Annotated in this window: 18 protein-coding genes, 1 tRNA gene and 1 pseudogene; 18 read left to right on the top strand and 2 right to left on the bottom strand. The window is 71.1% G+C overall.

From position 1 onward, the window contains the following. The first annotated feature begins 134 nt into the window (after positions 1–134). From OG844_RS15505 to OG844_RS15435, 15 genes and pseudogenes are all read left to right on the top strand, one after another. Positions 135–1,661 (top strand): sugar ABC transporter ATP-binding protein, encoded by a 1,527-nt coding sequence (locus tag OG844_RS15505; protein WP_406390743.1) that lies wholly within the window; start codon positions 135–137, stop codon positions 1,659–1,661. Then, on the top strand, positions 1,658–2,710 hold the full coding sequence (locus OG844_RS15500) for an ABC transporter permease (protein ID WP_406390741.1): 1,053 nt from the start codon (positions 1,658–1,660) through the stop codon (positions 2,708–2,710). The genes OG844_RS15505 and OG844_RS15500 overlap by 4 nt, the downstream gene beginning before the upstream one ends. 70 nt (positions 2,711–2,780) lie before the next feature. Beyond that, on the top strand, positions 2,781–3,818 hold the full coding sequence (locus tag OG844_RS15495; protein ID WP_406390740.1) for a substrate-binding domain-containing protein: 1,038 nt from the start codon (positions 2,781–2,783) through the stop codon (positions 3,816–3,818). Positions 3,819–3,865: 47 nt separating this feature from the next. Further along, positions 3,866–5,104, top strand: a complete 1,239-nt coding sequence (locus OG844_RS15490) for a Gfo/Idh/MocA family protein (protein ID WP_406390738.1) — start codon at positions 3,866–3,868, stop codon at positions 5,102–5,104. A 12-nt stretch (positions 5,105–5,116) separates the two neighbouring features. Then, entirely contained in the window at positions 5,117–6,121 is a 1,005-nt protein-coding gene (locus OG844_RS15485) for a sugar phosphate isomerase/epimerase family protein (RefSeq protein WP_406390737.1), read from the top strand. A gap of 389 nt (positions 6,122–6,510) precedes the next feature. Next, the gene (locus tag OG844_RS15480) at positions 6,511–10,203 is read left to right on the top strand and encodes a ThuA domain-containing protein (protein WP_406390735.1); all 3,693 of its coding nucleotides are present in this window, start codon (positions 6,511–6,513) and stop codon (positions 10,201–10,203) included. 98 nt (positions 10,204–10,301) lie between these two features. Next, positions 10,302–11,420 (top strand): inositol-3-phosphate synthase, encoded by a 1,119-nt coding sequence (locus tag OG844_RS15475; protein ID WP_406390734.1) that lies wholly within the window; start codon positions 10,302–10,304, stop codon positions 11,418–11,420. Further along, positions 11,417–12,580: an SCO3242 family prenyltransferase gene (locus tag OG844_RS15470; RefSeq protein ID WP_406390733.1), complete on the top strand. Its 1,164-nt coding sequence runs from the start codon at positions 11,417–11,419 to the stop codon at positions 12,578–12,580. The genes OG844_RS15475 and OG844_RS15470 overlap by 4 nt, the downstream gene beginning before the upstream one ends. After that, positions 12,577–13,440 (top strand): sugar phosphate isomerase/epimerase family protein, encoded by an 864-nt coding sequence (locus OG844_RS15465; protein ID WP_406390731.1) that lies wholly within the window; start codon positions 12,577–12,579, stop codon positions 13,438–13,440. The genes OG844_RS15470 and OG844_RS15465 overlap by 4 nt, the downstream gene beginning before the upstream one ends. After that, a complete protein-coding gene (locus OG844_RS15460; protein WP_406390729.1) occupies positions 13,434–14,057 on the top strand; it encodes an EboA domain-containing protein in 624 nt (207 codons plus the stop codon). Before OG844_RS15465 ends, OG844_RS15460 begins: the two co-directional genes overlap by 7 nt. After that, positions 14,057–14,905, top strand: a complete 849-nt coding sequence (locus tag OG844_RS15455) for a TatD family hydrolase (RefSeq protein WP_329205691.1) — start codon at positions 14,057–14,059, stop codon at positions 14,903–14,905. Before OG844_RS15460 ends, OG844_RS15455 begins: the two co-directional genes overlap by 1 nt. A gap of 4 nt (positions 14,906–14,909) precedes the next feature. Beyond that, positions 14,910–16,085: a metabolite traffic protein EboE gene (eboE, locus tag OG844_RS15450; protein WP_406390727.1), complete on the top strand. Its 1,176-nt coding sequence runs from the start codon at positions 14,910–14,912 to the stop codon at positions 16,083–16,085. Beyond that, positions 16,082–17,464 (top strand): nucleotide pyrophosphatase/phosphodiesterase family protein, encoded by a 1,383-nt coding sequence (locus OG844_RS15445; protein ID WP_406390726.1) that lies wholly within the window; start codon positions 16,082–16,084, stop codon positions 17,462–17,464. Before eboE ends, OG844_RS15445 begins: the two co-directional genes overlap by 4 nt. Positions 17,465–17,504: 40 nt before the next feature. Next, positions 17,505–18,563 (top strand): sugar phosphate isomerase/epimerase family protein, encoded by a 1,059-nt coding sequence (locus tag OG844_RS15440; protein WP_406390724.1) that lies wholly within the window; start codon positions 17,505–17,507, stop codon positions 18,561–18,563. Between the two features lie 84 nt (positions 18,564–18,647). Further along, a pseudogene (locus OG844_RS15435) lies at positions 18,648–18,908 on the top strand (aldehyde dehydrogenase); the annotation flags it as partial. Positions 18,909–18,921: 13 nt separating this feature from the next. Here OG844_RS15435 and OG844_RS15430 read toward each other — a convergent pair. Next, positions 18,922–20,247, bottom strand: a complete 1,326-nt coding sequence (locus OG844_RS15430; RefSeq protein WP_406390722.1) for a DUF2254 domain-containing protein — start codon at positions 20,245–20,247, stop codon at positions 18,922–18,924. A 239-nt stretch (positions 20,248–20,486) separates the two neighbouring features. On the opposite strand from OG844_RS15430, the gene OG844_RS15425 reads away from it, so the two are divergent. Then, positions 20,487–20,574: transfer RNA gene (locus tag OG844_RS15425), tRNA-Leu, on the top strand. A 232-nt stretch (positions 20,575–20,806) separates the two neighbouring features. Continuing rightward, on the top strand, positions 20,807–23,593 hold the full coding sequence (locus OG844_RS15420; RefSeq protein WP_406390721.1) for a SpoIIE family protein phosphatase: 2,787 nt from the start codon (positions 20,807–20,809) through the stop codon (positions 23,591–23,593). Positions 23,594–23,653: 60 nt separating this feature from the next. On the opposite strand, the gene OG844_RS15415 is transcribed toward OG844_RS15420, so the two are convergent. Continuing rightward, positions 23,654–24,535 carry an ABC transporter substrate-binding protein gene (locus tag OG844_RS15415; protein WP_406390720.1) on the bottom strand — a complete coding sequence of 294 codons (882 nt, stop codon included), beginning with the start codon at positions 24,533–24,535 and terminating at the stop codon, positions 23,654–23,656. 532 nt (positions 24,536–25,067) lie between these two features. Between OG844_RS15415 and OG844_RS15410 the strand changes: the two genes are divergently transcribed. Continuing rightward, positions 25,068–25,808 carry an HAD family hydrolase gene (locus OG844_RS15410; RefSeq protein ID WP_406396151.1) on the top strand — a complete coding sequence of 247 codons (741 nt, stop codon included), beginning with the start codon at positions 25,068–25,070 and terminating at the stop codon, positions 25,806–25,808. Positions 25,809–25,814 lie beyond the last annotated feature (6 nt).

Here is a 25,814-nt window from a genome sequence, read left to right as displayed (position 1 = left end):
GCCCGCAGCACCCCGCTCAGCAGTTCCGTCAGCAGTACGGCACAGCCGGCACTGCGCCCTGCCCGCTCACCGGCCTTCCCCGAGTTCTCGGCTTCGCCCGAGCAGGGGAGACCTCGTTCGCCGAGGGGATCGTCATGGCACCCGAACCACCCCTGCTCACGATGTCCGGCATCACCAAGTCCTTCCCCGGTGTGCGCGCCCTCGACGGCGTCGACCTCGAGGTCCAGGCCGGCGAAGTCCACTGCCTCCTCGGCCAGAACGGTGCCGGCAAGTCCACCCTCATCAAGGTGCTGGCCGGGGCCCACCAGCCCGACGGCGGCGGGATCACCTGGCGCGGCGAGCCCGTCTCGCTCTCCTCGCCCATCGCCGCGATGCGCCTCGGAATCGCGACCATCTACCAGGAACTCGACCTGGTCGAGGGTCTGTCGGTCGCCGAGAACATCTTCCTCGGCCATGAACCGACCTCCGCAGGCTTCGTCGTCCGCACCCGCGAGGGCCGTGCCGCCGCCGCCGCACTGCTCGCGCGCCTCGGCCACCCGGAGATCGACCCCGCCCGGGAGGTCGGCGACCTCTCCGCCGCCCACCAGCAGATCGTCTCCATGGCGCGGGCGCTCTCCCACGACGTACGGCTCATCGTGATGGACGAGCCCTCCGCCGCCCTCGACCCCGACGAGGTCGACAACCTCTTCCGGATCGTCGACGGTCTCACCGCCGACGGTGTGGCCGTCGTCTACATCTCCCACCGTCTCGAGGAGATCCGCCGCATCGGCGACCGGGTGACCGTACTCAAGGACGGCCGGGCCGTGGCCGTCGGCCTCCCCGCCAAGTCGACACCCACGCGCGACGTCGTGGCCCTGATGACGGGCCGTAATGTCGAGTACGTGTTCCCCGAGCGGCCCGGGCACTCCGTGGAGCGGGAGGTGGCGGAGCCCGTACTCAAGGTCGAAGGACTGTCCAGGAAGGGCGAGTTCGCGCCCGTCGACCTGGAGCTCAGGCCCGGCGAGATCGTCGGCCTGGCCGGACTGGTCGGCTCGGGGCGCTCCGAGATCCTGGAGACCATCTACGGCGCCCGCAAGCCCACGGCGGGGCGGGTCACCGTGGCCGGGAAACCCCTGCGCCCGGGAAGCGTCCGGGCGGCCGTCGCCGCCGGGATCGGTCTCGCACCCGAGGAACGCAAGGCCCAGGCACTGCTGTTGATCGAGTCGGTCACCCGCAACGTCTCCCTCTCCTCCCTGTCCCGCTTCTCGCGCGGCGGCTGGGTCGACCGGGGCGCCGAGCGGGAGGCGGCACAGGCCGCCACCCGCGAACTCTCACTGCGCCCGGACAACCCGGACGCCCCCGTCCGCACCCTCTCCGGCGGCAACCAGCAGAAGGCGGTCCTGGCCCGCTGGCTGCTGCGCGGCTGCCGGATCCTCCTGCTCGACGAACCCACCCGTGGTGTCGACGTCGGCGCGCGCGCCGAGCTCTACGCCGTGATCCGCCGGCTGGCCGACGAAGGCCTGGCCGTTCTGCTCGTCTCCAGCGAAGTGCCCGAAGTGCTGGGCCTCGCCGACCGGGTGCTGGTGCTCCGCGAGGGCCACGTCGTGCACTCGGCGGACGCCCGGGAGCTCGACGAGCACCGCGTACTCGACCTCGTCATGGAAGGGAGCCCGACGTCATGACACAGCCCGCACCGTCGGCGCAGCACCACGGGCCGGACAAGGGGACCCTGACCGGCCCCTCCGACGCGCCGCCCTCGAAGCAGAGCGGTGGCCTGCGCGCACTCGGCCTGCGCGCCGACGTCCGCAACCTCTCGCTGCTGGGCGTACTCCTCGCACTGGTGGCGATCGGTGGCCTCACCGAACCCGAGGCGTTCCTGGACACCGGGAACCTCCAGCTGATCCTGACCCAGTCGTCCGTCATCGGCGTCGTCACCGTCGGCATGACCCTCGTCATCATCGGCGGCGGCATCGACCTGTCGGTCGGTGCGATGGTCGCACTCGCGTCCGTCTGGGCGACGACGCTGGCCACCCAGGAGTTCGGCTTCGCGGGCATCCTGTTCACCGCCGTGATCGTCGGGCTGGCCGCCGGACTCGTCAACGGGGTCCTCATCGCCTACGGGCGCATGGTCCCGTTCATCGCGACGCTGGCCATGCTCGCCTCGGCCCGCGGTCTCGCCCTGCAGATCACGGACGGCAAGACACAGATCGTCACCGTGGCGTCCGTACTCGACCTGGGTCTCCCCGACTCGTACGTCCTCGGGATCCCGCCCCTGGTCCTGGTCTTCGCCGCGGTCACCGTCGCAGGCTGGCTGATCCTGAACCGGACCACCTTCGGACGCCGTACGGTCGCCGTGGGAGGCAACGCGGAAGCGGCGCGGCTCGCCGGCATCGACGTACGCCGCCAGCGGCTCTACCTGTACCTGCTCTCCGGCCTCTGCTGCGGCATCGCCGCCTTCATGCTGATCATCCTGTCCGGCTCCGGCCAGAACACCAACGGCAACCTCTACGAACTCGACGCCATCGCCGCCGCGATCATCGGCGGCACCCTGCTCAGCGGCGGCCGCGGCACGATCGTCGGCTCCGTCCTGGGCGTCCTCGTCTTCACCACCATCACCAACATCTTCGCGCTCAACAACCTGCAGAGCGATGTCCAGCAGATCGCCAAGGGCGCGATCATCGTCGCCGCCGTCCTGGTCCAGCACCGCACGACGCGTCACGGCGAGACCTGAGAAACCCCCGCTCCCTCACCACCCACCCGCTGTTCCGTATGCCACGCACCGGATGAAGGGTTTGACAGCCATGCCAGAAACCAGCCGCAGAGGACTGCTCTTCGGTACCGCAGCCGTCTCCGCGGGCGCCTTCCTCACCGCCTGTACCAGCAACGAGCCGAAGGAGAAGGCAGCGGCGCAGACCAATGTGCCCGCCGCCGACGACAAGCCCGGCAAGCCCGTCACCATCGGCTTCGCCGGCCCGCAGGCCGACCACGGCTGGCTCAACGCGATCAACGTCAACGCCAAGTCGCGGGCGGAGAAGTACTCCGAGGTGACCCTGGAGATCACCGAGGGCTCCAACGACACGGCCGCCCAGATCGGCCAGGTCAAGACCCTCATCAACAAGAAGGTCGACGTCCTCGTCATCCTCCCCGCCGACGGCAAGGCGCTCACCCAGGTCGGCCTCGAAGCCATGAAGGCGGGCATCCCCGTCGTCAACCTGGACCGGATCTTCGCCTCTCCGCAGGCCTACCGCTGCTGGGTCGGCGGCGACAACTACGGTATGGGCCTCAACGCCGGGCACTACATCGGTGAGCAGCTCAAGGGCAAGTCGAACGCCAAGGTCGTCGAGCTCGCCGGCATGGACAACCTGGAGCTCACCAAGCAGCGCAGCCAGGGATTCGCCGACGCCCTCAAGAACTACTCCAACATCAAGCTGGTGGCCCGCCAGGCCGCCGAGTTCACCGTCGAGTCGGGCCAGGCGAAGATGGCCCAGCTCCTCCAGGCGCAGAAGCAGTTCGACGCCCTGTGGAACCACGACGACGACCAGGGCGTGGGCGCGCTGCGCGCCATCGAGCAAGCCGGCCGCGACGAGTTCGTCATGGTCGGCGGCGCCGGGGCCAAGTCGGCCATGGACGCCATCAAGGCCGGCAACAGCGTCCTCAAGGCCACCGTTCTGTACCCGCCGACGATGGCCGCGTCCGCGATCGACCTGGCGCGTGCTCTCGGCCAGGGCAAGGGCGTCTCGGGCCTCGCCGAAATGGAGATCCCGACCTCCCTCACGCTCTACTCGGCCGTGGTCACGAAGGACAACATCGACCAGTACCTGCCGACGGGCTTCAGCTGATCCCGCACCGCCGCCGCCACCGAACCACCGACGAGGAGGAAGTCCGCATGGCCCGTAGGGAAGAGACGGAGCAGGAGCCCGCAGCTCCGCCGCCGGTACAGCAGCCGACGGCGACGCTCGGGGTCGGGATGGTCGGTTACGCGTTCATGGGCGCCGCCCACTCGCAGGGATGGCGCACCGCGGGACACGTTTTCGACCTGCCGATGAGACCCGCTCTCGCCGCGATCTGCGGACGCGACCGTACGGCCGTCGAGGCCGCCGCCGCCCGGCACGGCTGGGCGGCGGCGGAGACCGACTGGCGCGCGATGATCGCCCGGGACGATGTGCACCTCGTGGACATCTGCACCCCCGGCGACAGCCATGCGGAGATCGCCATCGCCGCCCTCGAGGCGGGCAAGCACGTGCTGTGCGAGAAGCCGCTCGCCAACACGGTGGCCGAGGCTGAGGCCATGGTGGCGGCCGCCGAGCGGGCGGCGGCGCGCGGCCAGGTGGCGATGGTGGGCTTCAACTACCGCAAGGTGCCCGCCGTCACCTATGCCCGCACGCTCATCGCCGAGGGGCGCCTCGGCGCTCTGCGGCACGTACGGGCCACCTATCTCCAGGACTGGCTGGTCGACCCGGAATCGCCGCTCACCTGGCGGCTCAAGCGGGAGCACGCCGGATCCGGTGCGCTGGGGGACCTCGGGGCCCACATCGTGGACCTCGCCCAGTACCTGACGGGGGAGCTGCTGGTCGGTGTCTCCGCGGTGAGCGAGACGTTCGTACGCGAACGGCCCGTGCTCGCCGGCTCCTCGGCCGGTCTCTCGGGCGCCGCGGACGGTACCGCACGGGGGGCGGTCACCGTCGACGACGCGGCGCTCTTCACGGGACGGCTGGCCTCCGGTGCGCTGGCCTCCTTCGAGGCGACGCGGATGGCGGCCGGCCGCAAGAACGCCCTGCGGCTGGAGATCAACGGGGAGCGGGGCTCGCTCGCCTTCGACCTGGAACGGCTCAACGAACTCTCCTTCCACGACCACACCGAGCCCGCCACCTCGGCCGGGTTCCGGCGGATCCTGGTCACCGAGCCCGAGCATCCGTACCTCGAAGCGTGGTGGCCGCCGGGCCATGCGCTCGGCTACGAGCACACGTTCGTCCACCAGGCCCGTGACGTGGTGCGGACGATCGCCGAAGGGGCGGCGCCCGTACCGTCGTTCGCCGACGGACTGCAGGTGCAGCGGGTGCTCGCCGCCGTCGAGGAGAGCGCCGAGAAGAACTCCGTACACACCCCGGTACCGGTCCCGTTCTAGGAGGTCCTGCGCATGCCCCGCCCCTTCACACTCTTCACCGGCCAGTGGGCCGACCTGCCGCTGGAGGAGGTCTGCCGGCTGGCCCGGGACTTCGGCTACGACGGGCTCGAACTCGCCTGCTGGGGAGATCACTTCGAGGTAGACAAGGCGCTCTCCGACCCCGGCTACCTCGACGGGCGGCGGGAGCTGCTCGACAAGTACGGGCTCAAGTGCTGGGCGGTGTCCAACCACCTGGTGGGCCAGGCCGTCTGCGACAGCCCGATCGACGAGCGCCACCAGGGGATCCTCCCGGCCCGGATCTGGGGGGACGGGGAGCCCGAGGGCGTGCGCCGGCGGGCCGCCGAGGAGATCAAGAACACGGCCCGTGCGGCAGCCGCCTTCGGTGTCGACACGGTCATCGGCTTCACCGGGTCGTCGATCTGGCACCTGGTCGCCATGTTCCCGCCGGTGCCACCGCACATGATCGAACGCGGCTACGAGGACTTCGCGGAGCGGTGGAACCCGATCCTGGACGTCTTCGACGCGGAGGGCGTGCGCTTCGCCCACGAGGTGCACCCGAGCGAGATCGCGTACGACTACTGGACCACGCACCGCGCCCTGGAGGCCGTCGGCCACCGTCGCGCGTTCGGGCTGAACTTCGACCCGAGCCACTTCGTGTGGCAGGACCTCGACCCGGTCGGTTTCCTGTACGACTTCCGGGACCGCATCTACCACGTGGACTGCAAGGAGGCCCGCAAGCGCCTCGACGGGCGCAACGGCAGGCTGGGCTCCCATCTGCCGTGGGGCGATCCCCGGCGCGGCTGGGACTTCGTCTCCGCGGGGCACGGCGACGTGCCGTGGGAGGACGTGTTCCGGATGCTGCGGTCCATCGACTACCAAGGGCCCGTGTCCGTCGAGTGGGAGGACGCGGGGATGGACCGCCTGACCGGTGCGCCGGAGGCGCTCGCCTCGCTGAAGCGGTTCGACTTCGACCCGCCGAGCGCGTCGTTCGACGCCGCCTTCGGGGGCGGCGACTGAGAGGTGAGGGCTCCGTCCAGGACCCCGCTCCACCACCGCCGGGGAGGCTCGACGCGCAGCCCGGCCACGTGAGTTGCCGCTCGGCACCTCACGTGGCCCGCCGCGTCGGGCCCGCCCGGCGACCACAGCCCGCGGTTTGCGTACACCGCCGCCGGGCCGCCTCGCCCTGCCCCCGCGCCGCTTTGTCCTTCCAGAGGGAAAAGGCCGATCCGAAGGCTGCGTAAGGGCTTTCCGTCCGGGACGAACAGGTCTACCGTCCCCTAGGTGTACACAGCATGACTCGCGTAACCCGGGTCCCTCACGCCCCGGGGTCAACGAGCGCGGCAGTCCCCGCGCGAAACGGTACGGCTCCACCCGCCCGTACAACCGGCACTCTCCGGAGGACGCACGTGCACAGAAGCAGCAGACGGTTCCGCGCCCGAAAGACACTCGCTCTCCTCACCGGCGGACTGCTCGCGGCCGCCACCCTCACCCTGGGGTCATCGCCCGCGGCCACCGCCGACGCCCCGGCCGCGGCCGCCGAGGACTTCCAGCAGGTCACCCTCGCCAAGGGCGTCGCCGAGACCGGCGAACCCATGTCGCTGGCGGTGCTCCCCGACCGCAGCGTGCTGCATACCTCCCGCGGCGGAGAGCTGCGCATCACCGACAGCGCCGGCAACACCCGGATCTCCGGCACCATCCCTGTCTACTCGCACGACGAGGAAGGGCTCCAAGGGGTCGGCATCGATCCCGGCTTCGCCGAGAACCGGGCGATCTACCTCTACTACGCCCCGCCGCTGGACACCCCCGCCGGCGACGCGCCGGAGACCGGCACCGCCGCCGACTTCGCGAAGTTCGACGGTGTGAACCGGCTGTCCCGCTTCGTGCTCAAGGAGGACGGCACCCTCGACAACGCCAGCGAGAAGAAGGTCCTCGACATCCCCGCCAGCCGTGGCATCTGCTGCCACGTCGGCGGCGACATCGACTTCGACGCGCAGGGCAATCTCTACCTGTCGACCGGCGACGACTCCAACCCGTTCGCCTCGGACGGCTTCTCCCCGATCGACGACCGGCCCGACCGCAACCCGGCGTTCGACGCCCGCCGCACCTCGGGCAACACCAATGACCTCCGCGGCAAGATCCTCCGCATCAAGGTCGCGGACGACGGCTCGTACACCGTCCCCGAGGGCAACCTCTTCGCCCCCGGTACGGACAGGACCCGCGCCGAGATCTACGCGATGGGCTTCCGCAACCCCTTCCGCTTCAGCGTCGACAAGGCCACCGGCATCGTGTACGTCGGCGACTACGGTCCCGACGCGGGCGCGGCCGACCCGAGCCGCGGACCCGCGGGCCAGGTCGAGTTCGCCCGGGTGACGAAGGCCGGCAACTTCGGCTGGCCGTTCTGCACCGGTGACAACGATGCCTACACCGACTACGACTTCGCGACGAACACCTCCGGTCCCGCCTTCGACTGCGCAGCCCCGAAGAACGAGTCGGCGCACAACACCGGTCTGGTCGACCTGCCCCCCGCGCAGGCCGCCTGGATCCCGTACGACGGCGGGTCCGTGCCCGAGTTCGGCACGGGCTCCGAGTCCCCGATGGGCGGGCCCGTCTACCGCTACGACGCGGACCTCGACTCACCGGTCAAGTTCCCCGAGGAGTACGACGGGGACTTCTTCGCCGGTGAGTTCGGACGGCAGTGGATCAAGCGCATCGAGCAGGACGGTGACGGAGCCGTCCAGTCCGTCAACGACATCCCGTGGACCGGGACCCAGGTGATGGACATGGCCTTCGGGCCCGACGGGGCGCTGTACGTCCTGGACTACGGCATCGACTGGTTCGGCGGCGACGAGAACTCCGCCGTGTACCGCATCGAGAACGCGACGGGTGGCCGCTCACCCATCGCCGAGGCCTCCTCCAGCAAGACCTCCGGCATCGCACCGCTGAGGGTGAAGTTCTCCTCGGCGGGCACCACCGACGGGGACGGCGACGCGCTCACCTACGCCTGGGACTTCGGCGACGGCGGAACGTCCACGGAGGCCAACCCCTCGTACACGTACAAGAAGAACGGCACGTACACCGCCACGGTGACGGCCAAGGACCCGACCGGCCGCACCGGCGCCGCGAGCGTCCACGTGACGGTCGGCAACACCGCGCCCGTCGTCAACCTGCAGTTCCCCTCCGACGGACAGCAGTTCGAGTTCGGGGACGAGGTGCCCTTCAAGGCCACCGTCACCGACCCGGAGGACGGCACCATCGACTGCAGCAAGGTCGTCATCAAGTTCACCCTGGGCCACGACAGCCACGGCCACGACATCACCACGGAGCACGGCTGCGAAGGCACCATCAAGACCGCGATGGAAGGCGGGCACGACCCGAACGCCAACATCTACGGCGGCGTCTCGGCCTCGTACACCGACGGCGGGGGCGGCGGCCAGGCCGCACTCACCGGCCGCGACCAGGCCCAGCTGCAGCCGCGCCACCGCCAGGCCGAGCACTTCGACGACGCCTCCGGCATCACCACACCGGAGAAGGCGAGCGCCCACGGCGGCCGGACCGTCGGAGACATCGACAACGACGACTGGATCTCCTTCACCCCGTACATCCTCGACGGCACCACCAAGCTCACCGCCCGCGTCTCCTCGGCCGGCGCGGGAGGCTTCCTGGAAGTGCGGACCGGATCGCCCACCGGAACGATCCTCGGCTCGGCGCCCGTACCCGTGACCGGCAGCTGGGACACCTTCCAGGACATCGACGTGCCCCTGCGCGGTGCGCCGAAGAAGGCCACCGAGCTCTTCCTGGTCTTCAAGGGCGGTGCCGGAGCGCTCTACGACGTCGACGACTTCGAGCTCTCGAGCAGCGCCCCCGACCGGACCGCCAAGCGTGTCCTGGTCTTCTCCAAGACCGGCGGCTTCCGCCACGACTCCATCCCGACGGGCGTCGCCGCACTGAAGGAACTGGGCAAGGACACCGACATCACCGTCGACTCCACCGAGGAGGCCGGCCAGTTCACCACCAGCAACCTGGCGCGGTACGACGCCGTCGTCTTCCTGTCGACGACCGGTGACGTCCTCAACGGCGACCAGCAGAAGGCCTTCGAGAACTACGTGGCCACCGGAGGCGGCTACATGGGCGTCCACGCGGCCGCCGACACCGAGTACGACTGGGAGTTCTACGGCGGGCTCGTCGGCGCGTACTTCGACTCGCACCCCCAGATCCAGCCCGCGACCGTCCGCGTGGAGAACCACGACCACCCGGCCACCGCCCACCTGGACGACGCCTGGGACCGAACCGACGAGTGGTACAACTACCGCACCAACCCCCGGGACAAGGCCCAGGTCCTGGCCGTACTGGACGAGACCAGCTACACCGGCGGGAAGATGAAGGGCGACCACCCCATCGCCTGGTGCCAGGCCTACCAGGGCGGCCGCTCCTTCTACACCGGCCTCGGCCACACCAAGGAGTCCTACGCCGAACCCGCCCTGCGCCAGCACCTGCTGGGCGGACTGCGCTACGCCACCGGCCAGGTGAAGGCCGACTGCAGGCCGGACACCGGCTACCGGTCCATCTTCAACGGCAAGTCGCTCGACGGCTGGAAGCAGAGCGGCCCGGGACAGTTCGCCGTCACCGACGGTGAACTGCGCTCCGAGGGCGGCATGGGCCTGCTGACGTACCAGGCCAAGGAGCTGAAGTCGTACTCGCTGAAGCTCGACTGGAAGATGGCGGGCGACGACAACTCCGGCATCTTCGTCGGCTTCCCGGAGTCCGACGACCCCTGGTCCGCGGTGAACAACGGCTACGAGATCCAGATCGACGCCACGGACGCCGCCGACCGCACCACCGGGGCCGTCTACACCTTCAAATCGGCCAACATCAAAGCCCGTGACCAGGTCCTGCGGCCTCCCGGGCAATGGAACACCTACGAGATCCGGGTCCAGGGAGAACGCCTCCAGATCTTCCTCAACGGAGTGAAGATCAACGACTTCACCAACACCGACCCGGTGCGCAGCCTGAAGGACGGCTACATCGGCCTGCAGAACCACGGGGCCGACGACCAGGTGTCCTTCCGCAACATCCAGCTGAAGGAGCTGCCCTCCACGTAGGGCGGCCACCCTCTGCCGACGGTGGGCGGGGGAGGCCCACACACCTTCCCCCGCCCACCGTCCTCCACCCCCTCTTCATCCCCCCAGGGAGGCAGCCCGTGACCGCACACGCCGTTCGTACCGGAGTCTGGTTCATCGGAGCACGCGGCTCCGTCGCCACCACCGCCACCGCGGGGTGCGCCGCCATCGCCGCGGGCCTGCACCCGGCGACCGGCATGGTCACCGAGACACCGCCCTTCGCCGACAGCGGGCTTCCGGCCCTGACCTCCCTGGTCTTCGGCGGGCACGACACCATCGACTGCCCGCTGCCCAAGCGGGCCGAGGCACTCGCCGCCGGAGAGGTCCTGCCGTACGGACTGCCGTCGGCCGTGCGGGCCGAACTCGCCGCCGCGGACGCGGAGATACGCTCGGGGGGACCTCTCCCCGGTGACACCCGCTCCGACGAGGAGCTCATCACGGCCTTCGCCGCGGACCTCGACGACTTCGCCCGCCGCCACGCACTCGCCCGCACGGTCGTCATCAACGTCGCCTCGACCGAACCGGCACCCGGCGAGGACGCCACCCGCCTGCCCGCCAGCTCCCTCTACGCGGCGGCCGCGCTCCGCGCCGGCTGCCCCTACGTCAACTTCACCCCGTCCACGGGGCTGCGCAGCCCCGCACTCCAGGACGCCGTCGACTCCTGCGGACTTCCTCACGCGGGACGCGACGGCAAAACAGGCCAGACGCTGCTCCGCTCCGTACTCGCCCCGATGTTCGTGCAGCGCGCCCTGCCGGTACGGGCGTGGTCGGGCACGAACCTCCTGGGCGGCGGGGACGGAGCGGCGCTGGCCGACCCGGCCGCCGCGGCGGCGAAGAACGCGGGCAAGGAACGCGTACTCGCCGACACGCTCGGGGCGGCACCCGAGGGCGAGGTCCACATCGACGACGTCCCCGCGATGGGTGACTGGAAGACCGCGTGGGACCACATCGCGTTCGACGGCTTCCTCGGCTCCCGGATGATCCTGCAGACGATCTGGCAGGGATGCGACTCGGCGCTCGCCGCCCCACTCGTCCTGGACCTGGCCCGGCTGATGGCCCGCGCCCATGAAACCGGTCTGACGGGACCGCGCCCGGAGCTCGGCTTCTACTTCAAGGACCCGGACGGCGGCCCGGCAGCGCTGTCCGAGCAGTACGCGGTCCTGCTGGCCTTCGCCGAGCGGCTGCGGGCGGCCCTGTGAGGCCGCTCCGGCTGTTCGCGACGTTGACAGGATTGCCGGCGCTGCTCGGCGCCAGGAGTGCCCGGAGTGTTCGCATTGCCGGCCGCACCCCGGGCGTGAGCTCACCAGACAGCCTGTCCGGTGGGGGCGGGACTGCGCCCGCACCGGACAGGCCCCCGACCCGGGTGCCCGTCCGCGCCTGGGCGGAACTGCTGCGGGTGTCCGCCCTGTTCACCGTCCCCGGTGACGCACTGGCCGGGGCGGCCGCCGCCGGCAGGCGCCCCACCCGTGGCACGGCCCTCGCGGTCGGGGCGTCGCTGTGCCTGTACGAGGCGGGCATGGCCCTCAACGACTGGGCCGACCGCGACGAGGACGCCGTCGACCGTCCGCACCGCCCGATCCCGTCCGGCCGGATCGCACCCGTCGCGGCGCTGGCCGCGGCGGGCGTCCTGACGGCCGCGGGCCTGACCCTGGCGGCACGCGCCGGCCGCCCCGCCCTGGCGTTGGCAACCGGCCTGGCAGCCACGGTCTGGGCCTACGACCTGCACCTGAAGCACACGAAGGCGGGCCCGGCAGCCATGGCAGCCGCCCGCGCGCTGGACCTCCTGCTGGGTGCGACGGCCACGGGGCCGGCCACGACGAGAGCAGCGACCGCGGTCACGGCGGGGGCGGCGGAACGAGGAGCCACCCGCACCGCGCTCCCCGCCGCCCTCCTGCTCGGGGCGCACACCTACTCGGTCACCGCCGTCTCCCGCCACGAGGCGCAGGGAGGGTCCACGGCAGTGCCCCTCGCGGCGCTCGCGGCGACCATGGCGCTCGGCGCTGCCGTCGTCCGCGAGCGAACGGGCGACCAAGGCCCACCACAGCTCTCGGCAACGGGCACGACGGGCACGAGGGGCGCGGCAGGGGAACCACCCCGTGGCCACAGGGCCGTCACCGACCGGCTCCTGCTGGCCACCTTCGCCGGGGCCTACCTCCGTACCGCCGCACCACCCCTGTTCCACGCCGCCCTCAACCCGTCCGCGCCCCTCACCCAGCGCGCCGTCGGCGGCGGCATCCGGGCCATGATCCCGCTGCAGGCCGCGCTGGCCGTCCGGGCAGGGGCACCCCTCGGCGGGCTCGCCGTCATGGGACTCGTCCCCCTCGCCCGCAGACTCGCACGGAAGGTGAGCCCGACATGAGCCTCCGCCTCGGCTACGGCACCAACGGTCTGACCGACCTCCGCCTCGACGACGCCCTCGGGCTCCTCGCCGACCTCGGGTACGACGGGGTCGGGCTGACCCTCGACCACATGCACCTCGACCCCCTCGCCCCCGACCTCGCAGCCCGCACCCGCCATGTGGCCCACCGCCTCAGCGAGTTGGGTCTCGGCGTCACCGTGGAGACCGGCGCCCGCTACGTCCTCGACCCGCGACGCAAGCACGGCCCGTCCCTCCTGGACCCCGACCCCGAGGACCGTGCGGCCCGCACCGCGCTGCTCGTCCGGGCCGTCGACGTCGCCGCCGACCTGGGCGCGCACGCCGTGCACTGCTTCAGCGGCATCACCCCGCCGGGCACCACCACGGACACCGCCTGGCAACGGCTGACCGACGCACTCGCCCCCGTACTGGACGCCGCAGCGCGCACCGGCGTCCCCCTCGCCATCGAGCCCGAGCCGGGCCACCTCCTCGCGGCACTCGCCGACTTCCACCACCTGCGCACCCTCCTCGGCGACCCGGAACCACTCGGACTCACCCTCGACATCGGCCACTGCCAGTGCCTGGAACCCACCCCGCCCGTCGACTGCGTCAAGGCCGCCGGGCCCTGGCTGCGCCACGTCCAGATCGAGGACATGCGACGCGGGGTCCACGAACACCTGCCGTTCGGCGACGGCGAGATCGACTTCCCACCGGTGCTCGAAGCCCTCGCCGCCACCGGGTACGGCGGCCTCACCGTCGTGGAGCTGCCGCGCCACTCCCACGCAGGGCCCGAACTCGCCCGCAGCTCGATGGAGTTCCTGCGAAGCGCCGCCGGAGCGACGAACGGAGCCGCCACGTGCTGACCAGCCGCAAGGAACTCGACGCCCTGCTGCGCGGAGCGCCCAGAGCCTGGCTCGACGAGGCGCTCGCCGAGGCCGCGCACGCCGCCGCCCACCCCGGCACCGATGCGGGCACCCCGCCCTGGGAGCTGCGCTTCGCCTCCGCGGGCCGGCACTGCGGCCTCGAACACGCCGACTCCGTACGCGCACTGCTGCTCCTCGAAGCCCGGGCGGGACTGCCCGCCGTGACCAGGCTCTACGAACAGGGCACCGCCGCCGAGCGCCGGGCCGTCCTGCTCACCCTGCACCGGCTGGACCTCGGTGCCACCGCCCTTCCGCTCGTCGAGGACGCCCTGCGCACCAATGACACCCGGCTGGTCGCCGCGGCCGTCGGCCCGTACGCCGCCGCCCACCTCGACACGCACGGCTGGCGGCACGCCGTCCTCAAGTGCCTCTTCACCGAGGTCCCCGTCGAGGCGATCGCCGAGCTCGGCCGCCGCGCCCGGGGCGACGCCGAACTCGCGCGCATGCTCGGCGACTTCGCCGCCGAACGCACCGCGGCGGGCCGAGCCGTCCCGGTCGGCCTGCGGACCGTCCTCGATCTCACGGCCCCCGCCCCCGCCCCCACGGAGGAGTCCTGATGCGCATCTTCGACCCCCACATCCACATGACCTCCCGCACCACGGACGACTACCAGGCGATGTACGACGCGGGCGTCCGCGCCCTCGTCGAACCCTCCTTCTGGCTCGGCCAGCCACGCACCTCGCCCGCCAGCTTCTTCGACTACTTCGACGCCCTCCTCGGCTGGGAACCCTTCCGCGCCTCCCAGTACGGCATCGCGCACCACTGCACACTCGCCCTCAACCCCAAGGAGGCGAACGACCCCCGCTGCACGCCCGTCCTCGACGCGCTGCCCCGCTACCTCGTCAAGGACTCCGTCGTCGCCGTCGGGGAGATCGGCTACGACTCCATGACTCCGGCCGAGGACACCGCCCTCGCCACCCAGCTCCAGCTCGCCGCCGACCACGGGCTGCCCGCGCTCGTCCACACCCCGCACCGCGACAAGCTCGCCGGTCTGCACCGCACCATCGACGTCGTCCGCGAATCGGACCTCGCCCCGGAACTCGTCCTGCTCGACCACCTCAACGAGACGACCGTGAAGGACGCCGTCGACAGCGGTTGCTGGGCCGGCTTCTCCATCTACCCGGACACCAAGATGGACGAGGACCGCATGGTCACGATCCTCAGGAACCACGGAACCGACAAGATCCTCGTCAACTCGGCCGCCGACTGGGGCAGGAGCGACCCGCTGAAGACCCGCAAGGTGGCGGACGCCATGCTGAAGGCCGGGTTCACCGAGGACGACGTCGACAAGGTCCTGTGGCGCAACCCGGTCGCCTTCTACGGACAGAGCGGCCGGCTCCAGCTCGACATCGCCGCCCCCGACCCCCTTCACGAGGGCAACTCCATCCTCCGCGGCGGGGAGTGACACGATGCGCTTCCGCCACCCCGACGGGTCCGTCGTCCACCTCGCGTACTGCACCAACGTGCACCCGGCGGAGACCCTCGACGGAGTCCGCGCCCAGCTGCGCGACCACTGCGAGCCCGTACGCAAACGGCTCGGCCGCGACCGCATCGGCATCGGTCTCTGGCTCGCCAAGGACGCCGCCCGCACCCTGATCAACGACCCCTCCGCCCTACGCTCCCTGCGGACCGAACTGGAGCACCGCGGCCTCGAAGTGGCGACCCTGAACGGCTTCCCGTACGAGGGGTTCGGGGCCGAGGAGGTCAAGTACCGCGTCTACACGCCGGACTGGACCGACCCCGAACGGCTCGCCCACACCACCGACCTCGCCAGGCTCCTTGCCGCACTGCTGCCCGACGACGTCGCCGAGGGCACCATCTCCACCCTGCCGATCGCCTGGCGCACCCCGTACGCAACCGATCCCACGGCGGCCGGCATCGCGCTGAAGGCACTCACCACGCTTGCACAGCGGCTCGACGCCCTCGCCGAGCTCACCGGGAAGTCCATCAGGATCGGCCTCGAACCCGAGCCGGGCTGCACCGTGGAGACCACCGCCGACGCCATCGCTCCCCTGACCGCCGTGGGCCACGACCGCATCGGCATCTGCGTCGATACCTGCCACCTCGCCACCTCCTTCGAGGACCCGGACACCGCACTCGACGCCCTGTCCGCGGCCGGGGTGCCCATCGCGAAGGCCCAGCTCTCCGCGGCCCTGCACGCGGAGCACCCCCACCTGCCCGAGGTGCGCACCGCACTGGCCGCCTTCGCCGAACCGCGCTTCCTGCACCAGACGCGCACCCTCACCGCCGCGGGCCTGCGGGGGACCGACGACCTCGACGAGGCCCTGAACGGCGGGACGCTCCCCGACAGCACCCCCTGGCGCTCCCACTTCCACGTACCGCTGCACGCACCCCCGGCGCCCCCGCTCACCTCCACGCTCCCCGTGCTCCAGTCCGTGCTGACCCGGCTCGTCGGCGGCCGGAAGCCCCTGACACGGCACCTCGAGATCGAGACGTACACCTGGCAGGCACTCCCGGCGGAACTACGGCCCCGTACCCGCGCCCAGCTCGCCGACGGCATCGCCAGTGAACTCACCCTCGCCCGCGACCTCCTGGTCGACCTCGGACTCAAGGAGCTGCCATGACCGCCGTCCCCACCCCGCTCCTCGTCCTCGACGTCGTGGGCCTCACCCCCCAGCTGCTGGAACACATGCCGAACCTGCGGGCCATGGCGGCAGCCGGTGTGCAGGCACCCCTGTCCACCGTCCTGCCCGCCGTGACCTGTGCCGCCCAGTCCACCTTCCTCACCGGCACCACCCCCGCCGAACACGGCATCGTCGCCAACGGCTGGTACTTCCGCGAGCTCGGCGACGTTCTGCTGTGGCGCCAGCACAACGGCCTCGTCGAGGGCGACAAACTATGGGACGCCGCCCGCCGCGCCCACCCCGGCTACACCGTCGCCAACATCTGCTGGTGGTACGCGATGGGCGCCGACACCGACTGGACCGTCACTCCCCGCCCCGTGTACTACGCCGACGGCCGCAAGGAGCCCGACTGCTACACCCGGCCGCCGGCCCTGCACGACGAGCTCACCGAGAAGCTCGGCACCTTCCCCCTCTTCCACTTCTGGGGTCCGGGCGCCGATCTCGTCTCCTCGCAGTGGATCATCGACGCGACCCGGCACATCCTCGCCACCCGCAACCCGGACCTGGCCCTGTGCTACCTCCCGCACCTCGACTACGACCTCCAGCGCTACGGCCCGGACGACCCCCGCTCCCACCGGGCGGCGACCGACCTCGACCGGGCCATGGCACCCCTCCTCGAGGACGCACGCGCCGAGGGGCGCACCGTCGTCGCACTGTCCGAGTACGGGATCACCCGTGTCGACCGGCCCGTCGACATCAACCGCGCCCTGCGCCGCGCCGGACTGCTGGAGGTCCACACCCAGGACGGCATGGAGTACCTCGACCCGATGGCCTCCCGGGCCTTCGCCGTCGCCGACCACCAGCTCGCCCACATCTACGTACGCCGCCCCGAGGACCTGGACGCGACCCGGGAAGCCCTCGCGGACCTGCCCGGCATCGAACAGCTCCTGGACGACGAGGGCAAGAAGGCCCACCACCTCGACCATCCCCGCTCCGGGGAACTCGTCGCCGTCGCGGAGAAGGACGCCTGGTTCACGTACTACTACTGGCTCGACGACGCCCGCGCGCCCGACTTCGCGCAGCTCGTCGAGATCCACCGCAAACCCGGCTACGACCCCGTCGAGCTCTTCATGGACCCCCAGGACCCCTACGTCCGGGTCAAGGCCGTGACCGCGGTGGCCCGCAAGAAGCTCGGGATGCGCTACCGCATGGCGGTCGTCCCCCTGGACCCCTCACCCATTCGCGGCAGCCACGGCCGCCTTCCCACGAGCGACGACGAAGGTCCGCTCATCCTCTGCTCCACCCCTCACGCGTTCACCGGCCGGGTCGAGGCCACCGAAGTGAAGTCCCTGCTCCTCCGGCTTGCCGGACTGCACTGACAATCCGCTCAGCCCCCACACCCACAAAGGGAGTTACGTGATGACGAGCCGCACCCCGAAGGACTCCGAACTGGCCCGCAGACTCAGCCGCCGCAACGTCCTGGGCGTCGCCGCCGGAGCCACCGCCGCCACCCTCCTGGGCGCCGCGACCGCCCAGGCGGCAGGGACGAGTCAAGGGCCCGGCCACGGGCACGGCCACGGCAAGGGCCGTGCCGTCCTGCCCCCCGGCCGCCTCGGAATCCAGCTGTACAGCCTCCGCGACAAGGTGTCCACGCTCGGCTTCGCCCCCGTCTTCGCCGAGCTGGAGAACTACGGCTACGACGAGATCGAGTTCGCCGGATACAACCAGGGCTCGGCCGGCGCCATCACCCTCGGCCAGCTCAGGCAGCTGGCCAAGGACCACGGGTTGAACCCCATCGGCAGCCACGTCGGCTACTACGACGACAACAACCCCGGCGCCTACACGTTCGCCCAGAACCTCACCAAGGTCCTCGACGACGCCGAGGCCCTCGGCCTCAAGCACATCGGCACCGCGTCCGGCCCGTTCCGCTACGGCTCCACCGTTGACGGCTGGAAGCGTGCGGCCGAGGAGTTCAACACCTACGGCGCGGCCGCCCGCAAGCGCGGCATGAAGTTCTACCAGCACAACCACGCGGAGGAGTTCTCGTTCGCCACCGACAAGCCGGGTGTGCGGCTCTACGACGTCCTGCTCGCCGAGACAGACCCCGACCTGGTCTATCTGGAGATGGACATCTACTGGGCGTTCTGCGCGCAGTTCCGCTTCGGCAAGAAGGCCGACGGCACTCCCGCCCCCTTCAACCCCGTCGACTACGTACTCAGGCAGCCCGACCGCTACCCCCTCTTCCACGTCAAGGACGGCACCCGTAACGACGCAGCCCGCGACGGTTACGACATGACGGACGTCGGCGACGGGGACATCGACTACAAGACCTTCCTCAGCCGCGTCACCGAGCGGACCCACCGCGGCCGCACCTACCACCACTGGCAGACCGAGCACGACAACCCGGTCGAGTCCTTCGCCTTCGCCCGCAAGTCCAGCGAGCACCTGCACTCGCTCCGGGAGCGTTGCGGCGACTGACGCCCGACGGCACATACGTGTGGGGCGGGCGAGGAATCCCGCGAGGAACGAGATGCTGCCCGTCTGCCTGGCGGCCTACCTCCCGCCTCCAACGGGGCACTGGTGGCCACCCAGTCCACCGACGACCCCGCCACGTACGACCGACTGGCCCCGCAGATCCGCGCCTTCGAGACCGGCCACGGCAAGCCCCGTTCGCGGGGCGACCGCGACGAGCTCTTCGGCGGCTTCGGCGCCTCGTGGCGCGGCGCCCTCGTGGGCGGCGAACTGCTCGTGCGAGCAGTGACCGAGGGTCCGGCGGGGGAGCGGCTGCCCGGCAACTTCCCCGACTACCACCTGATGCCGTGACCGGCCGGCGGCGTCAGCCGATCCCCTGACGGTCAGGGTCCAGGGCGAAGGCCCTCCCGGCAGCCTCGGGCACCGTCCGCTCCACCGCCCCCACCAGGAGCGCACGGTGCCTGAGCAGCGGCTTCCTCCGCTCCTCGGCCGCGAGGAGCAGCAGATCGTCGAGCCCGGCCAGCATCCGCCGCGTGACCTGCGGACTGCCGGCCGCGTGCCCCCGGATCTCCTCGAACGCGAGATCCACGAGATCGGGCCATCCCGGCACCTCCTGGACCAGCCGCACGTCACCCCGCCGGTCCCGGTGGTACAGCCGGCCGAGCGGCAGGCGCACGGCGACCGCGAGGAACTGCACGATCCGGTCGAGGCACTGCACCGCGGTGGTCGGATCGTTCACGGACGACGACAGGGCGCGCAGAGCGATGTCCGACAACTGCCGCAGCCCGAACGCCGGATCCTGGTGCACCGTCCGCTCGACCCCGACGCCGACGGTGCGCCTCAGTGCGGGCGGGGGTGGCGCGGCCCCACCGTGCACGGCCAGCAGCGGCGTCCCCGGCACCAGGAAGTCCCCGGTCCGCGGCATCAGCCGCAGTACCACCCCACGCCGGCGCGCGGCCCGCACCAGCCGGGCCACATTCACATCCCTCACCACCCCCGCCCGCTCCCGGTGCACGACCCACGCCGTCGCGGGCCCGAGCAGGGCTTCCCCGCGCTCGCCACCGGGCTGGTGCTCCAGAGCCCGGACCGCCTCGCCCGTGATGCGGTCGAGGACGGGGCCGACCTGCATCAGCCGCAGCGTGGAGGAGACGAAGGCGATGAACAGCAGCAGGCTCAGGCCGACCATGCCCAGCGTCAGCATGCTCTGCAGCACCGGTACGGAGGTGATCCGCCGCGGATTCGCGGCCGCCCCTCCCTCGTACGACGTCAGGACCAGCAGCGAGAACGCGAACGTCGCGAGGAACACGGTCAGCGTGAGCTTGCTGATCCGGCTCCGCACGAAGATCCGGACCACGCGCGGGGTGAGCTGCCCGCTCGCCATCTGCACGGCCACCAGCGAGATGCTGAAGACGACCCCGATGAAGGTCATCATGGCCGCGCTGATCGTGGTGACGATCAGCCTGGCGTCCTCGGCGAAGGAGAGGAGGTCCCCGAGCTCCTCGTACGCCTCCTCGTCCTTCAGGTAGGTGACGATCTTCGTGTCCACCTCGGAGAGGGCCCACCACAGCGCGAAGGCGCAGGCCAGCCCCACCGTCGGCGCGAACCAGAACGTGTCGCGCAGATCCTCGCGCAGGGAGGCCAGTGCGCCGGGCCGGGATGCGCGGGGAGGCGGCCCGGTGCGATCGTTCATGCCGCTCATGCCACTCATACCGTTCGTGCCACTCATGCCCGCGAAGGTAGCCCGGACGACTCCTCGTACACGGCAGGCGACAGACCGTACGCGCGTCGGCGCGCGCCGCCCGCCGGTTCGGCACTCCATCCCCACCCGCACCGCACTGACCACCGAAAATGCAGGTGAGAGGCGCCCCAAACCCCTGGTATTGTTTTCTTTGTCGCCACGGGGAACACACCGTGAACGACAGACACCTTGTCCGGGTGGCGGAATGGCAGACGCGCTAGCTTGAGGTGCTAGTGCCCTTTATCGGGCGTGGGGGTTCAAGTCCCCCCTCGGACACCAGTACGGGACGTTCGTAAGAGCGTCCCCGGTACGTGCACGAATTGCCGGTCGAGTCCTAGGACTCGCCGGTTTTTCGTCGTTTCTGAGGCCTTCGGTCGTGTGCTCGGTGAGGCCGAAGGCGGTGCGGCAGCGTCCGGATGCTGCTCGCCGCTTGCCGTGGCACCGGGCCGACCGGACCAGTCCGAGCCCGTCCTGAGCCGCGCCGGACGGGTCGGTCACTGATACTGAGAGAATGGGCAAACTCGGGCGAAACGTCCCAGCGAGCCGACGGCGCGACCGTGTGCCGCCGCCGAAGGCCGGGCCGCCGGAAGCAGGCCCGGACGCCCCTCACCGCTCGGCCGCCCGGCGTCTGCTGTCGTCGCTGAGGCCGCGCAGCGTCGCCACTGAGGTCTTCCTGCTGCAACTGGCGGTCGTCCTGCTGCTCATCGCCACGGCCGTGGTGGCGCTCGTGATCCAGGACCGCAACCGCGCGATCCAGGAGGCCGGCGACCGGTCGCTGGTGGCGGCCGAGTCGTTCGCGAACGCCCCGGGCACCGCGACGGCGATGAAGAGCGATGATCCGACGGCGGCACTCCAGCCACATGCCGAGGCGTTGCGTGTGAAGACCGGCGTCGACTACGTCGTGGCGCTGAGCCCCTACGGTTTCCGGTGGACCCACCCGGATCCGGACCAGATCGGGAAGCACGTCTCCACCTCCTACGGAGAGGCGCTCGAGGGCGAGCCCCACCAGACCACGTTCGACAGCAGTCTGGGGAAGGCGGTCGACTCGACGGTGGCCGTCTTCGACGCGCAGGGGACCGCGGTCGGCCTCGTCACGGTGGGGGTCACCGTGGACAAGGTGACCAGTGTGGTGGAGCACCAGCTTCCGGTGATCCTCGCCGCGGGCGGTGTCGCGCTGCTGCTGGCCGCGGGCGGGTCGGCACTGGTCAGCGGGCGTCTGCGTCGCCAGACCGGGGGCCTGGGGCCGGTGGAGATGACCCGCATGTACGAGCACCACGACGCGGTGCTGCACGCGGTCCGTGAAGGCGTGATCATCCTGGACGGTGACGGACGGCTGCTGCTGGCCAACGACGAGGCGCGCCGACTGCTCGCACTGCCGCCGGAGGTCGAGGGCACGGCGGTCACCGGACTGGGGCTGAGCCCGGCCCTGGCCGGGCTGCTGGGATCGGGCAGGGCGGCCACGGACAAGGTCTTCCTGGCCGGGGACACTCTGCTCGCGGTCAATGTGCGGCCGGTGGGCCCGAAGGGGGGCAGCGTGGCCACCCTGCGGGACACGACGGAGCTGCGTGCCCTCGCCGGCCGGGCGGACCTGGCGGGCGGGCGCCTGCGACTGATTTACGAGGCCAGTACACGGATCGGTACCACCCTCGACGTGAAGCGCACGGCTGAGGAGCTGACCGAGGTGGCGGTCCCGCGCTTCGCCGACTTCGCCACCATCGAGCTGTTGGACCCCGTGCTGCACGGTGGTGAACCCACGGGGACGAGTATGGAAATGTGCCGTGTCGCCGCTGCGGGCATCCGGGACGACGCGCCCCTCGACCCCGTCGGGGCGCGTATGCACTACGTGCCCGGCAACCCCGTGGCCCTCCTGGGCCTGACCACTGGCCGGCCGGTCCTGGTGGAGCACCTCGCCACGGCCGACGCGTGGAGGGCCCAGGACCCGGAGCGGACCCAGAGAGTCGTCGAATACGGTATCCACTCCATGATCTCGGTGCCGCTGCAGGCCCGTGGCCAACTGCTGGGGGTCGTGGAGTTCTGGCGTTCGGAGCAGGACCCCTTCGAGTCGGACGACCTGTCCCCCGCCGAGGAACTCGTCGCCAGGGCGGCCGTGTGCATCGACAACGCACGCCGCTACACCCGCGAGCACATCACGGCCGTCACTCTCCAGCGCAGCCTGCTGCCCGGCGTGTTCCCCGAGCTGTCCGCCCTGGAGGTCGGGCACCGGTACCTGCCCGCCCAGGCGGGGGTGGGCGGCGACTGGTACGACGTCATCCCGCTGCCCGGTGCCCGGGTGGCCCTGGTGGTCGGCGACGTCGTCGGACACGGCCTGCACGCCGCCGCGACGATGGGCCGCCTGAGGACCGCGGTCCACAACTTCGCCGCCCTGGACCTGCCTCCGGACGAGCTCCTCGCGCACCTGGACGAGCTGATCACCCGGATCGACCGGGATGCGACAGTCGAGGGCAACACCGAGTCCATCACCGGTGCCACCTGCCTGTATGCGGTCTACGACCCGGTCTCCGGGCGGTGTGTTCTCGCCCGGGCCGGTCATCCCGGTCCGGCGCTGATCTCGCCCGACGGCTCCGTGACCTTTCCCGACGTCCCCGTCTCCCCACCGCTCGGCGTGGGAGCAGGTCTGCCGGTCGAGACCGCGGAACTCCAGCTGGCCGCCGACAGCCGACTGGTCCTCTACACCGACGGCCTGGTCGAGGCCCGCGGCCGTGACATCGACACCGGGCTCGGCATGCTGAGGGAGGCGCTCGCCCGGGCGGACGGCGCCACCCCGGACGACACCTGCCGGACGGTGCTCGACGCGATGCTGCGCACCAGGTCGAGTGACGACGTCGCCCTGCTCGTCGCACGCACCCGGCTGCTCGACCCGGAGCAGGTCGGGGAGTGGGAGGTGCCCCCCGACCCCGCGGCCGTCTCCCGGATCCGCACCGAGGCCACCCGCAAGCTGGAAGCCTGGGGGATCGGCGAGGCCGCCTTCACGACCGAGCTGATCCTCAGCGAACTGGTGACGAACGCCATCCGGTACGGAGCCAGCCCCATCAGCCTGCGGCTGCTGCGCGACCGTGACAGCCTGATCTGCGAGGTCGGCGACGGCACCAGCACCTCCCCGCACCTGCGCCGCGCGGCCTTCACCGACGAGGGGGGACGTGGTCTGTTCCTCGTCGCGCAGATGTCCCGCCGCTGGGGGACCCGGTACACCGACCGAGGCAAGATCATCTGGGCCGAGCAGGCGCTCGGCACCGGAGCCGCCGGGGACCTGAGCGGTCTCTTGATGGCGGACCTGTGAGACGAACGGAAAATCGGTGCACCGCACACCCGGGGGTGTGCGCACGCGCGCCGGGAGCGTTCAGGAGCCGTCGTCGGCCGTGAAGTACGGAATCTTGGCCGGGTCCTGGTTGAACGCGGCCCCGAGGTAGACGGCCGACAGTTTGGCGAGCGTCCCGTCGTCGATCAGCTGCATGATGATCAGATCCAGCTCGCCCTTGTCGGGTGACCCCTTCGGGTACAGGGCGCCGTACCCCTGGTCGGTCCTGTACTGGCCCACCAGTCGCACCCTGCCCTCCCGCTTCTGCGGATACGCCAGCAGAATCGTCGTGTCGTGGACGACCGCGTCGATCCGGTCCTCCTCGAGCGCCGTGACCATCTCGGGATCGTTGGCGAAGACGGTGACGGGCTTTGCCGGCTTGAGGCGGTCCTTGACGAACGTCTCACCCGTGGTGCCCTCGGCCACTCCGATGCGGACGTCGCGGATGTTGTCCTCGTCGATCTTCTCACCGTCCCTGATCAGCACTCCGAGGGTCGAGGAGAGGTAGGGCGGGGAGAACGCGGCGACCTTGCTCCGTTCAGGGGTGATCGTGATCTGCGCCAGGGCCAGGTCGAAGTCCTTCGTCCGGCCGGACACGACCTCGGGGAAGGGCGCGTTCACCACTTTCACCCGGTCGAGTCCGGACCTGTAGGCGATGTTGGCGGCCATGCAGTACTCGTAGCCGCTCTTGACGGAATCAGGTGTGCTGCCGTTCCACCAGCCGGGCGCGGGCAGGGTCGTCTTGACCGTGAGGGCGCCCGACGTCACGGGCGACAGCTGGAACTCCCCGTAGCGTCCCGAGACCTGACAGTCGCCGTAGTGGGCGTTCGACGACTTCGACCCGCCTTCGTCGCAGGCCGGTGTCGCGACGATCAGCGCCCCGCTGGCGGCCAGAGAGACGATCGCTGCCGCGGTGCGCTTCATTGCACCTCCGGTAGGGGCGTATTCCTTGAGTCACCATAAATCACCCCGATCCATACGACCGCTGGAGCCACGTGGGAGGACTCCCGGGTCGCGGTCGGATCGCCCGTCCTCCGGTGGTGTCGCGGCGGCCGGCCGGAAGCGCGGGTGAGCCGTTCGAGGACGGCGCCGACCCCGATCGGTGCGCCGTCGGATCCTGGCGCGGTCTCGGGTGAACGGGTTGGACCGAACTCCCGGCAGAGGGTCGAAGCGCCCATCCCCGCCGCACCGCGCACGATGGGACGGTGACAGCGGGGCCGGATCCCCGATCAGCCGGCCGAAAGGTGGTGGGGACGGTGCAGACGCCCCTCGTCCTGGGCATCCTGGGCGTGGGTGAACCGGAATCGCTCGTGCCGGAGGGGCACGACGACCGCACCGGCTGCCGTGCACGGGACGACCGGTCACTCCCATGCACGCTGCAGGCCGGTCGGCCCACGCCTCACTCCATCACGCCGCCCGGGCCGTGCCCGCCGTCGAACCGCTGGGGGTACGAGCGATGATTGCCGCGCTGCGGGCCGTGGAGGCAGTGGTCCTCGACACCGACGGAGTGATCACCGACTCCGCACGGGTCCACGCCGCGGCGTGGAAGCAGGCCTTCGACGCGTGCCTGCGGGAGCACCCGCCCGCGGATCCTGAGCTGAGGCGCCCTTTCGACACGGGTCAGGACTATCTGCGGTATGTGGACGGCAGGTCGCGGCTGGACGGCGCCGCCGGATTTCTCGCCTCACGCGGTCTGCGGCTGTCCGACGCCATGGTGCGATCCGTCGCCGCGGCCAAGGAGCGGCTCTTCACCGAGCGGTTGCGGGAGGGCGGTATCGACGCCTACCCGGGAACGGTGACGCTGTTGCACGCGCTGCGCCACGAGGCAGTTCCCCTTGCCGCTGCCTCCGCGTCCCGCCACGCCGGTGAGCTCCTCGAGGGTGCCGGAGTGCTGGAGCTCTTCGACACGCTCGTGGACGGCGGCGAAGCCGCCCGCCTCGGGCTGGCGGGCAAGCCCGACCCGGCGCTCTTCCTGGAAGCCGCCCGCCGGCTCGGTGCACCCGCGGCCCGTACCGCGGTCGTCGAGGACGCCCTGGCGGGGGTGGAGGCGGGCCGACGCGGGGGATTCGGCCTGGTGATCGGCGTGGACCGGGCCGCGGAACCGGACACCGGCGCAGCATTGCTCCGGCACGGCGCGGACCTGGTGGTCCACGACCTGGCCGAGCTGCTCGACGACCACGCGGACGAGAAGGACTGACGATGC

The sequence above is a fragment of the Streptomyces sp. NBC_00887 genome (assembly GCF_045207585.1).
Note: the sequence above shows the minus strand (reverse complement) of the source record. Positions and strands in the feature narration are given on the sequence as shown.